Origin of the sequence: Bacillus sp. L_1B0_5, assembly GCF_000836715.1 — a bacterium.
GTDB lineage: Bacteria > Bacillota > Bacilli > Bacillales > Bacillaceae_G > Bacillus_A > Bacillus_A thuringiensis_S.
This window is the reverse complement of sequence record NZ_JXIS01000047.1, coordinates 14,128-25,919: the sequence shown is the minus strand read 5'-3', so window position 1 is coordinate 25,919 and position 11,792 is coordinate 14,128. Positions and strand designations below refer to the sequence as shown.

Below are 11,792 nucleotides of genomic sequence, written 5' to 3'. Positions count from 1 at the left end.
ATTGTAATGTAGAATGCCCTTCCAAGCCCCTCATAAGCCCCTACCAAGTAATAAATCACTAAGAAAAAACAAAAACAAAAACAACTACAAGAACAAAACAAGCACGAAAAAATGAAACCGGCGTTGTAGTAGTAAAAAAAATTGTAATTCGAATGCCAAAACCATTCCAGCATTCCTATTTTTATAATGAAGGATTAAAATCTTCCTATTTACTAGCAAAGAGTGGAGGGAAACATATGGCGGTATACCGTAATGTGCAGGTGAACTTTTGGCAAGATGAATTCATATTAGATTTAACGCCAGAGGAGCGTTATTTTTACATATATTTGTTAACTGGTACGAAAACGAAGCAATGTGGTATTTACATATTACCGAAGCGTGTGGCAGAGCTTGAAACAGGTTATAGTATGGAGACTGTTGAGAAGTTGCTAAACAGGTTTGTTGAGTATGGAAAGATTTTATATGAGACGGAAACGAAAGAGGTATTCATAATAAACTGGTTACACTATAACCCTATTTCAAATACGAATGTAGAAAAGTGCGTATTACGTGAGTTAAAGACTGTAAAAAGTAATGAGTTCATACATATGTTTTTACGTAAATGCCTTGAAGAAGAATACACGATTCCATTATTATTGCAGCATTTTGGTATGCCAAAAGAAGAGGATAATAGTAGTTCACAAGTAGTTATTGAAGAGAAAGAAGAAGCGGAAGAGGTAGAAAGTATAGAAGAGGACGTTCCAAATAGTGAAGTTTATAAGTTTTATGAACAAAATATTAGTAGTTTATCCCCATATATTGTGAAAGAATTGAAGAATTGGATACAAAAATTTTCTGGAGAGAAAGTGTTAGAGGCACTTAAAATTGCGTTTGAAAATAATAAGAAAACGTTAGCTTATGTGAAGGGGATTTTGAGGAATTGGTGTAGCAAAAAGTTAAAGGATTTTAGTGGGGAGAAGTGTGTAATGGGAAGTTTAGAGAGAAGGAAATGTATGTTGAGTAGTGTATTTTAATTTATATTAATTTAATGTAGAATGTACGTTCGTTTTTGTGGGTTTTATGCTATACTACCATTAAATAAGGGTATTTTTATAATAGATAAAAAGATGCGGGGGGTACAAAGTTTGACTACTAGTATATCTGAGTTGTTTCAATATATTAATATGACAGAAGAACAGGAACAATTATCACTACGATATATACAGACAAAAGAAGAAGAGATTTTAAAAGATATTGAACTAACGACGATTCGTGATCAAAAAAGAAGCGATTTTGCGGAGCGATTTATAAACGATTTTAGGAAAGTACATAAACAAGATCCGGGTTTCTTTCGGTTATTTTATCATATACTCGAGGAGCAATTATTAAATGTTCTTGTAGTCCGTTTTGCGCATGTCAGTTTTTCTAAAATGAAGGTTTATTTAGAAAAAAGTGCACTACCTTTGGACAAACTTGTAGCAATTGCATGTAGGTATTTATCTAGTATTTCAAGTTACGTCAATGAAGCAGATGTTTTTCTTAGAGAGTTAACAAAAGAGAAACCGAACTATATAGAGGAACAATTACATACTTTACCAACTAAACAGCAATTAACATTACTTCTCGTAATGTTTGATGTAGAGTATGAAAAGTTTCGTACATATAGTTCTTTATTGAATAAGAGGTTAGAAGAACATACAGAATTTATATTGAAACTGCTAGGGGAAAAGGAAAAGGTTGAAGCAGTTAAACGGTATTTAAAAGGTGAAGATGATAGTGAAGTATTTATAGGTGGGAATTTACCGGAACATATTTGGCGGCTATTATTTTGTGTTCATAAACATTCGAATGTTGCGAGGCGATATATTGAGATATTGGCGAAGAAAAATGTTTGGGGTTTTATAAACTATGCAACACGTTATATGTGTCACACTCTTGGTCAGTCTCAAAACTACAAAAAAACTGGTAGTGTAAATAGAGAAACATATGAAGAAATTCAAAGTTTTTGTACACAGTTTTGGATTTCTAAGGAAAGATTTTTTGCGCATCGTCTAAGGCAACATGATTTGAATAGTGAGGATTTTTGTAAGACGTATGAATATGAATTGCTATGCTTTATGTTGGAGGGAAATCCTGAATTTGTTCAACAAACTTTGCAATATGTAAGTAAAATGAATTATCTCATCATCGCACGAACGCTAGCCGAAAAAGGATATGAGCTAAATAGAGGGAAAATGCGAGAAGAATTTTTTGTTGCTGCTTTGCAAATTAAATTGTCTACATTGCGGGATACATATTGTGATTATTTACTAGGGAAGTTGTCACTTGAGGATATAAAGCAAATACTTAAAAATCCGAAATATAGAAGTATGTATTGGGGTATGCCGGTGTTAGAGGTTGCGCTTCTTTGGGATATAGATGATGTAGCGAAAAGGGAAGCTGTACTTACACTACAGTTTGGAGATGATGATAGTGTTAATTTATACGAACTTCTTTACGAATGTTCTGTCAGAGGAGTAGAGCCGAAACAAGTATTAGAAGATCTGCTTTCGTATGGGTTAAGTAAGGAAAAACTTATCGCTTATGCAGTTGAAGAAGCTGCATGCTACAGTGAAGAGAGAAATAAGGCGAAGGAAGCGCTTGTTTGTGTAATTGTAAAAGAACAAGCATATATAATTGAACGGTTTGATGAGTATTCTGCTATGGCAAAAGCATATATTTTAGAAGAGTTAGCAAAGGATAACATGGTTAAAATGCGTCCGATTTTAATTAAAAGCTTAGGGGATTCATCTAAAAAAATGCGTGAGTCTGTAGTTAAACTGCTTTCAAAAGATGTAGAAGCTGCAGCAGATGTAGCAGTTGAACTTCATAATAAAAAGAAGATTGTTCGTGAAAATGTGATGAAAATACTAATAGAGTATAAGCTTGAAAAATATACGAAACTTGTACAGGAAGCTTTGCAAGAAAGTAAAAATGAATCTTTCGCAGGAAAATTCTCGTTTTTATTTCAAACGGAGGAAGAAAAGATCGAAGAACTATGTGCACGTATTTTAACGGAACAAACAAGAAATTCACTTCTGCAATTGATTGGGGATGAGCCACAAATCCGTTTACGTGACTCTAATGAAATTGCTGATGCTGCAATTCCGTTAGCCTATTTACAACAGTATATCTCAGATGCTGTTATTGAGAAGAAAGAAACGGCAGAAGTAATTGGTAGAGCTTTAAATGAAGAGGACTTAAAAGAATATGTGCAAACGATATATCAAATATGGATTTCTCAAGACGCAGATGTGAAGAAGCGTGGAATTCTTTCGTTATACGGAATGTATAGTGACGACAAAATGGTCGACATACTTATAAAGCAAATTGATGAATGGGTGCTTCAAATGAGAGGAAAGATAGCAGCGGATGCCGTTCGTGCTTTAGGTTTGTCTTCATCTAAGCTTGCACTTATGTCTATTCATGCAATAGCATTTAAATATAAACATAAGCAAGTACGTAATGCAGCAAAAGAAGCGCTAAGTCTTGCTGCGAAAACACGTGGTATAACAGAGGAAGAGCTGGAAGATCAATTGGTGCCGGACCTTGGCTTTACTATACATGGTGAAAAGATAATTGATTTCGGGAATCGAAGTTTTACTGCCATTTTAACTACAGAGTCAAAAATTGAATTAGAGACAGAGGAAGGAAAACGTATGAAGTCACTTCCAAAGCCGAATGCAAAAGATGATGTAGAAAAGGCTGAAGAGGCTAAAAAAGAATTAGCCTCTTTAAAGAAGGAACTCCGAACTACTCTTTCAATGCAAAAACAACGATTGGAAGCGGCACTTTCGTTAAAGCGTTATTGGTCACATAATGCATGGAAGTCTGTATTTATGGATAATCCAATTATGAAGCAATTTTCTATTTCACTCATTTGGGGTGAGTATAAGGAAGGGAAGTTGCTGAACGCATTCCGTTATGCAGAAGGTGGCGTGTTATGTACAATTGACGGGAAGAGTTATGAACTTTCATTTGGCACTGTTATTGGTTTCGTTCATCCGTTAGAATTGTCTGGGGCGGAGAAGGAATTATGGAAAGAGCAATTAGAAAGTGCGGGAATTGTTCAGCCGTTCCTACAAATTGAGCGTCCAGTGTTTGTAGTAGAAGAGAATGATGAGAGTGCTATTGAGAGATTTGGTGGTATTTTAGTAAATGGTCGTTCGTTATTCGGTAAGATGACGAAGCTTGGATGGATCCGTGGATCTGTTCAAGATGGCGGTGTGTATTATACGTTTTATAAAGAAGATACTCGTACTGGATTAGGGGCAGAGCTTTCATTTAGCGGAGCGCCGATTGGTTATGAAGATGAAGAAGATGTATGTGTATTTGACATTCAATTTTATAAAGCAGGTACAGTGAATCATGGTTCATATGAATACGATGAAATTGATGATGAAAGACGCATTGTACCAAAAGAAGTAGATAAACGCTTCTTTAGTGAAATGTTATATGATGTGCAACTAGCGACAGGTGCAAATCTTGGGCATAATGAAAGTTGGCGTAGCAAACGATAAGAAAGACCCCCTTCATTGGTAGGGAAATGAAGGGGGTTTTTCAATGTTTTTAAAAGGTTCTTTCTCAAAAAGAAGCGAATAGTGTGAGAAAGGGGTGGTTATATGGAAGTCGTTATAAAGAAGAAACGAAAAAGGGGAAGAAGAATTTTTATTTGGGCTAGTAGTATCGTTCTCTTGTTAGTTATTTCCGCTGCGATTTTTTTGAATATATATACGCTGAAATCTATGCCAAAGATAGATGGAACGATAAAGCTAGAGGATTTACAACACGCTGTTACGGTGAAGCGGGATAGTAAAGGTGTCCCGCATATTAAATCGGAAAATGCACATGATTTATATTTTTCACAAGGATATGTACAAGCGCAAGATCGGTTGTTTCAAATGGATTTAAGTAGAAGACAAGCTTCTGGTATGTTAAGTGAAGTTGTTGGGGAAGCAGCTGTTGACCGAGATAAATTGTTTCGAACACTCGGTTTACGGCGAGCGGCAGAAGCTTCAGTTAGTCAATATGATGGAGAAGCAAAATATGCCCTGCAGTCATTTGCTGATGGGGTGAACGCTTTTATACGTGAGGCAAAAGTGGAAAAGAAATTGCCGGTTGAGTTTACTATATTAGGTTATGAGCCTTCTGAATGGTCAATCGTGGATTCTTTAACAATTGGAAAGTATATGGCGTTTGACTTAGGAGGACATTGGCATGGACAGGCGTTTCGATATTGGGCGCTGAAAAACCTTCCGAAAGAGCAAGCAAATGAGCTATTTCCTACATATCCGAAAGATGCACCTAGATTGCTAGCTGAACTAAAAACTACAAATGTGGACGTAGCACAAAGTTTTTCAAAAACGATAATTCCCCCGGAGTTTAACGGTAGTAATAACTGGGTTGTGAGCGGTGAGAAGAGTGCGTCAGGTAAGCCGATTTTAGCAGATGACCCTCATTTATCCCTTGCGACACCTTCTATATGGTATCAAACGAGACTTGAAATGAAAGATTTAAATGTGAGTGGCGTTATTTTCGCTGGAGTACCAGGTGTTATATTAGGCCACAATGACAAAATAGCGTGGGGCGTTACGAATACGGGGCCTGATGTGCAAGATTTATATATTGAGAAGAGAAATCCTAATAATGAAAATGAATTTCTGTATAACGATAAATGGGAGAAAGCTACGGTAGTTGATGAATCGATTAAAGTAAAAGGCGGGAAGACAATTCCTTATAACGTTACGATTACGAGGCATGGGCCAGTAATTTCAGAGTTTGCGGATAAGGGGAAGGAGAAAACGAAAACCGTATTCTCTTTAAAGTGGACTGCTTTAGAACCGTCAGCCGAGTTAAAAGCTGTATTAAATATGAATAAGGCAAAAGACTGGAATGAGTTTGAAACCGCTCTTCAAGATTTCCATACACCAACGCAAAACTTTGTGTTTGCATCAAACGATGGCACGATTGCTTATAAAGCGAATGGAAATATACCAGTGCGTAAAAAAGGTGATGGTAGCTTGCCTGTTCCAGGATGGACAGATGAATATGAATGGGAAGGATATATTCCATTTGATCAGCTGCCGAAAGTTATAAATCCGAAAGAAGGGTTTATTTCAACTGCGAATAATAAAATTGTTGATGATGATTATCCGTATCATATTAGCAATACGTGGGCACAGCCATATAGGCAAATGCGTATTCAAGAATTTTTGCAAGAGAAGGAAAAGTATACGGTAAAAGATTTAGAAGAGTTACAGATGGATCAAAAGAATTTATACGGGAAAGAGTTTACTCCTATATTTTTAAAAGAGTTAAATAAAGCATCTTTAAATGAGGTAGAGAAAGAAGGTGTAAACCAATTAACAAAGTGGAATTTTTACGATAGTAAAGATGAAGCGGCACCATTAATATTCCATTTATTAATGAAAGAGATTTCGAATACGTTATTTTCAAAAGAAATACCGAAAGATGTAATGGAGTTATTTGAAGGGAAGTCACAAGTTGTGGATGAATTAATCCGGAAACAAGTAGCAGGAGAAAATAGTGCATGGTTTTCTAAGTACGGAGGTTTCACAAAAGTTGTGCATACATCGTACGAGAATGTAATGAAGAAATTGCAGAAGGAATATGGACCCGATGTTGGGGGCTGGAAGTGGGGCGATTATCATCAACTCGCTTTTACACATCCAATTTCGAAATCATCGAGTATGTTAGCATTACTAGCTTTTAATCGTGAGAAACCAGTTCCAATTGGCGGAAGTCAAGTTACCGTCCAAGCAGCAAGTTACGGCGAGAACGGTATTGTAAATCACGGAGCTTCTTGGCGATTCGTTATTGATACAAAAGATATGTCAAACGGTTATCATATCGTAGGACCAGGACAGTCGGGACATTTTAGAAGCGATTGGTATCATGATCAAATAGATGATTGGGTAAGTGGAACGTATCATACGACTACATTGAATACGGAGGGGATAGAGGGGAAGGTGCTAAATTTAGAACCGAAGTGATAGGGTGTTTTTGTTTGTGGAGGGACTAGTAATAATCTTTTTGATAATGAAAGCTTATCATTTAGAACATAACCCAGTTCTTAAATAATTTTAACAGCCAGCCTACTATCATTTAATTTGATAGTAGGCTGTTTCCATCTTCGAAATACGCTGTAGCAACTTCTTCAGGATTACGATTATTTCCACATGCTGCAAGTGCTGTAACAAATAAAGCCATTACAACTATTAACATGATTATTCCAGTTTTAGGGGAATTAGTTAACAAAGACCAGGTATTATTTGCAACAGAACGGTCCCTCTGTACCCCTTGTTTCGTCATTTTTCTACGCCATCCAACTTGACAAATGTTTTTTTATCAAACTACAATGAAAATCATTATCAATAATATAGGGAGGATACTTTTGTCAATAAATGAAAAACAATATATTTATAGGTTAATAACCAGATCTTGTTAAGCCGTATGTACTATTTTTAGTTTAGCGTTACCCAGAATGTACACCAATTAATCTCGCGAATTACAAGAAAACTATTATTGAAATGAGGCGTGCATTGTGAAGTTGGACGTGAATGAGTTAGCAGAGTATCTTGCCAATAATCCTTTCCGAGTAGAAGGAGTATATCGTTATGCTAAAAATCCAGGTGTGCCTTGTGCTGAGTCTACAGATTCTTTCCCAGGATTTGTATTTCCACTTACAGGGAAGACGCAATTTCAATTTAATGGTACGCCGTATATCCTTTCCCCAGGAAAAGTTATACATGGGGGTGCAAAAATGACATTAGCCCATAAAATGCTTGGTGAAATAAACTGGGAATATATTCTTGTTTTATATCGGATAAGCAATTCAGAACGAGAAGACTCTGGCTTTACTCATCAGCATTTTGAATTATTAACAGGACAATCTCCTCGTCTTGTCGAATTACTTATGCGTCTTTGGGATGTATATAATCAGCGTGGAGGCATTTCGATGTTTCAGACCGAAATGCTGTTTCGCGAAGCGTTGAATGAAGCTTTATTAAGTGTTTTCAATAGAGAAAGCAATTATGAGTCGCATACTTTATTCGAACGAATATCTAGTTACGTTCGTAAATACTATTATAAAGATATTACAATTCATACACTTACAGAACAAAATAATGTTAATCGAAATCGTCTTTCTTACGTGTTTAGAAAGCATGCAGGTATGGGGGCAGCAGAATATTTATTGAACTATCGTATAAAGATGGCTCAAAAAATGTTATGTACAAGTGATGTGCCTGTACAACAAATTGCGCAGGCTGTTGGAATCGCAGACCCTTTTTATTTTAGTAGAGTTTTCAAGAAGCGAGTTGGCATTTCGCCTACTAAATATCGCGAGAAGTTCATCAATAATCCATACTAATGTCAACAGGGGTCCATTCTTATTTGAAAATCACTGTTCTATACTTATGGAGAGTTAAAGGAAACATTGGATTGAAAGTACTTTCATTGAAATCACTCCTTTGTACTATCTGAATGAAAAGTTCTGGCCGGAGCATTTTCTTTTTAAGCGTAATAACGACTTTTTTACTTATATTACTGTAATATAGTGGAATTTGAAAGTGAGGAGGGATTATTATCCATTACCAACCTATTAAACTAAATGACGAGTTATCTAAAATTAACGATTATTGGTATCCACAAGTGATTGGTGAAATGAATGACGATCAAATTCAGCTTTTTAAAGCTAATGGAGATTTTATATGGCATGAGCATCCTAATACGGATAAGCTATTTATTGTGCTTGAAGGGGAGATGTTCATCGATTTCCGTGATGGACAGGTGAAAATTTCTAAGGGCGAGATGTTTATTGTCCCGAGAGGCGTTGAGCATAAACCTTTCACTGAAAAGGAATCCCACATCATGTTGGTAGAGCCTAAAAGGGAAATGGATTGATAATCGTAAAAAGATAAAAAAGGAGCGGAAATCCGTTCCTTTTTTATTTATCTTACTATTTTTAGGAGTTTAGTATGAGTAAGATGTGAATAAAGGATGAATAGCATTTTTATCAATAAAAATTTATTGGATTTTTTGTGGAATATATATGAAACGTTGTATAAAATAATCAAGAAAGCCAAAAATTATAGGGGGAAAGTTGTGAAGAAAAATAAGAGTTTAATAAGTTTTTTAGGAGTGTTTATTATGTTGTTTTCTTTTTGTTTTCAAGGAAATGTACAGGCAGATGTAAATACCGTTCAATCTGGAAAAATCAAATCAGGAAACGTAACAGTATGGGAAGTTGGAAATGTAGCGAAAGTATTAGCGGATGTGGAGCGCTTAAATTTAAATACAGTAAATGTACCGATTCAAGTGGATATCCCGAATGTGACTTCTACTAACATGGTAATTAATCAAGCGCAAAAGCAACAAGCTATTATTTTAATTCAAGAATTATTAAAGCGTAATATTCAAGTTATAGTGGAACCGTTCCCGTATATTCAGCAGGGGAATGTTGGAGAGACAGAATGGAACCCAAGTAACATTAATGATTTCTTCTGGAATTGGAAGACGGTTATTCTGCAAGATATTTTTAATTCCATTACAAGTAAATACGATGTGTATGGACTAAAGATTGCTTCTAATTTCGTGAATATGGAGTATGCAGAAGGATACTGGAGCGATACAATTGATTTTGTTCGTAAGCAGTATAAAGGAAATGTTTTGTATCAAATGAACTGGTGGTTAACAGCGAGCTGGGACTCTTCTTATGAAGCTAAGTTTAAAGAAAAAATCAATCGCCCGTATTTAAAAAAGGTGGATATTGTTAGCGTAGACAGTTGGTTTGAAGTTTCAGGAAAAAGAAATCCAACATATGAAGAAGTGAAGCAAAGTTTGTTTGCGACAACAGTATATAATCGTGGGCAAAATGTTGTTCAGCAATTGGAACAATTACATAATGCAACAGGAAAGCCAGTATACTTCGGTGGATTTAACGTTCCAGCATGTGAACTTGGATTACAAAATCCATGGAATCCAGATGTTTCAAATGTGTTTTCGAAAGATGTACAATTAAATGGATGGCGTGCTTACCGCGATGTATTAGAACCGAAACCATATTTTAAAGGTTTTTCAATTTGGTTTATTGGCTCTAATGATAGTACACATGCGTATCAAATACATAGTAAAGAAGCAGAGGCAGTTATTAACGGGTGGTACCGAAAATAAATTTTATAAAATAGGTAAGTTTTAAAGTTTACTACATATATTTCTAGTGAAAGGCCTTTCACCATCTTATCACCTAGGGGGCAATCATAATGAAATTTTTGTCTTACCTTACAGTAATTTTGGTGATTCTTGGCGGTTTGAATTGGTTATTTGTAGCGTTAGATTACAATGTAGTTGAGAAATGGTTTGGTTCTATGCCGGCGCTTGTGGACACTATTTATTGGCTCTTTGGTCTTTCTGCTATTTATCAAATCTTTGATCGGTTCTTTACGAACGACTAGCTATTATTATTTTATTATTAGAGTGTTAAGTACGATTATGTACTTAACACTTTTTTATGTGTATATAAAAAGTCTGCACTTGCAAGCGATTCCATCGCGTCTTGCGCCGTAATAATAGAAAACAAATTGACCGTATATTATATTTTAGGTTATAATTCAGAAAGTTTAAAAAATAATCGAATGAGAAATAGGGAGGTTATGAGGGTGATGGAGAGAGTCTATAATTTTTCAGCAGGACCATCAATACTCCCTTTGCCAGTTTTAGAGAAAGTGCAAAAGGAGCTATTAAATTATAACGGGACAGGCATGTCTATTATGGAAATGAGTCATCGATCTTCTTATTTTCAAAGTATTATAGAGGAAGCAAGTAACTTACTTCGTGAATTAATGAGCATCCCTGATGAGTATGAAGTTTTATTTTTACAAGGCGGTGCGTCATTACAATTCTCTATGATACCACTGAACTTAATGAATACGTATAAAAAAGCTGGGTACGTACTAACTGGCTCATGGTCTAAAAAGGCACTGCAAGAAGCCGAAAAAGTTGGGGAAGTACAAGTGATTGCTTCTTCTGAAAAAGAGAAGTTTACTACGATTCCTAAACTGGACGGTTTATTAAGTGATGAAAAACTAGATTATGTACATATTACAACGAATAATACAATTGAAGGGACAAAATATGTGGAAATTCCACATGTAGAAAGAGTGCCGCTCGTTGCGGATATGTCCTCAAATATTTTATCAGAGAGATATGATGTTTCGAAGTTTGGTCTTATATATGCGGGGGCGCAAAAGAATTTAGGACCTGCGGGCTTAACGATTGCTATTATAAAAAGAGATTTAATTGGGGGAGCAGATCGCTCTTGTCCGACAATGTTAAATTATGAAACTTACAGTAAAAATAACTCCTTATATAATACACCGCCATCCTTTAGTATTTACGTAACAAAACTTGTACTAGAGTGGTTGAAAGAGCAAGGCGGAGTATCTGCGATTGAAGAACAAAATAAAATGAAATCTTCACTTCTTTATCATTTTTTAGATGAATCTAAATTGTTTACTTCACCAGTTGACCCTGCGTATCGATCACTTATGAACATTCCATTTACAACACCGTCAGAAGAACTTAACAATGAGTTTTTACAAAAGGCGAAGGAACGCGGTTTCGTTACGCTAAAAGGACATCGCTCAGTCGGCGGTATGCGTGCAAGTATTTACAATGCGATGCCAGCACACGGTGTAAAACAATTAGTAGATTATATGAAGGAATTTGAGCTTGAGAATAGATAGGGAGATGGG

9 protein-coding genes are annotated in these 11,792 nt (G+C 35.8%); 8 read left to right on the top strand and 1 reads right to left on the bottom strand.

Features of this window, described 5'->3' with window-relative positions; genetic code table 11:
• Positions 1 to 236: 236 nt before the first annotated feature.
• The 3 genes from RT27_RS16120 to RT27_RS16110 all read left to right on the top strand — a co-directional run bounded on the left by RT27_RS16120 (position 237) and on the right by RT27_RS16110 (position 7,031).
• Positions 237 to 1,013 (top strand): DnaD domain protein, encoded by a 777-nt coding sequence (locus tag RT27_RS16120; RefSeq protein ID WP_029442807.1) that lies wholly within the window; start codon positions 237 to 239, stop codon positions 1,011 to 1,013.
• Between the two features lie 111 nt (positions 1,014 to 1,124).
• Positions 1,125 to 4,538, top strand: a complete 3,414-nt coding sequence (locus tag RT27_RS16115) for a DUF4132 domain-containing protein (protein ID WP_029442806.1) — start codon at positions 1,125 to 1,127, stop codon at positions 4,536 to 4,538.
• Positions 4,539 to 4,640: 102 nt separating this feature from the next.
• Complete coding sequence (locus RT27_RS16110; RefSeq protein ID WP_043936648.1) at positions 4,641 to 7,031, top strand: penicillin acylase family protein; 2,391 nt, start codon at positions 4,641 to 4,643, stop codon at positions 7,029 to 7,031.
• A 112-nt stretch (positions 7,032 to 7,143) separates the two neighbouring features.
• Here RT27_RS16110 and RT27_RS16105 read toward each other — a convergent pair whose 3' ends face one another.
• Positions 7,144 to 7,350 carry a hypothetical protein gene (locus tag RT27_RS16105; protein ID WP_043936647.1) on the bottom strand — a complete coding sequence of 69 codons (207 nt, stop codon included), beginning with the start codon at positions 7,348 to 7,350 and terminating at the stop codon, positions 7,144 to 7,146.
• Positions 7,351 to 7,582: 232 nt separating this feature from the next.
• Here RT27_RS16105 and RT27_RS16100 point away from each other — a divergent pair, with 232 nt between their 5' ends.
• The 5 genes from RT27_RS16100 (at position 7,583) to serC (ending at position 11,783) form a co-directional block, all read left to right on the top strand.
• Positions 7,583 to 8,410, top strand: coding sequence for an AraC family transcriptional regulator (locus RT27_RS16100; protein ID WP_043936646.1), 828 nt, complete (start codon positions 7,583 to 7,585; stop codon positions 8,408 to 8,410).
• Between the two features lie 293 nt (positions 8,411 to 8,703).
• A complete protein-coding gene (locus tag RT27_RS16095; RefSeq protein ID WP_000997182.1) occupies positions 8,704 to 8,943 on the top strand; it encodes a cupin domain-containing protein in 240 nt (79 codons plus the stop codon).
• A gap of 201 nt (positions 8,944 to 9,144) precedes the next feature.
• The gene (locus RT27_RS16090; RefSeq protein WP_043936645.1) at positions 9,145 to 10,212 is read left to right on the top strand and encodes a hypothetical protein; all 1,068 of its coding nucleotides are present in this window, start codon (positions 9,145 to 9,147) and stop codon (positions 10,210 to 10,212) included.
• An 89-nt stretch (positions 10,213 to 10,301) separates the two neighbouring features.
• A complete protein-coding gene (locus RT27_RS16085; protein ID WP_000670801.1) occupies positions 10,302 to 10,493 on the top strand; it encodes a DUF378 domain-containing protein in 192 nt (63 codons plus the stop codon).
• A gap of 207 nt (positions 10,494 to 10,700) precedes the next feature.
• Positions 10,701 to 11,783 carry a 3-phosphoserine/phosphohydroxythreonine transaminase gene (gene serC / locus RT27_RS16080; RefSeq protein WP_016080970.1) on the top strand — a complete coding sequence of 361 codons (1,083 nt, stop codon included), beginning with the start codon at positions 10,701 to 10,703 and terminating at the stop codon, positions 11,781 to 11,783.
• Positions 11,784 to 11,792: the final 9 nt, after the last annotated feature.

Excerpts from the sequence above, each read along its gene's own strand:
- RT27_RS16120 (WP_029442807.1), top strand. The coding sequence starts at position 237 with ATGGCGGTATACCGTAATGTGCAGGTGAACTTTTGGCAAGATGAATTC.
- RT27_RS16110 (WP_043936648.1), top strand. The coding sequence starts at position 4,641 with ATGGAAGTCGTTATAAAGAAGAAACGAAAAAGGGGAAGAAGAATTTTT.
- RT27_RS16105 (WP_043936647.1), bottom strand. The coding sequence starts at position 7,350 with ATGACGAAACAAGGGGTACAGAGGGACCGTTCTGTTGCAAATAATACC.
- RT27_RS16095 (WP_000997182.1), top strand. The coding sequence starts at position 8,704 with ATGAATGACGATCAAATTCAGCTTTTTAAAGCTAATGGAGATTTTATA.
- RT27_RS16085 (WP_000670801.1), top strand. The coding sequence starts at position 10,302 with ATGAAATTTTTGTCTTACCTTACAGTAATTTTGGTGATTCTTGGCGGT.
- serC (WP_016080970.1), top strand. The coding sequence starts at position 10,701 with ATGGAGAGAGTCTATAATTTTTCAGCAGGACCATCAATACTCCCTTTG.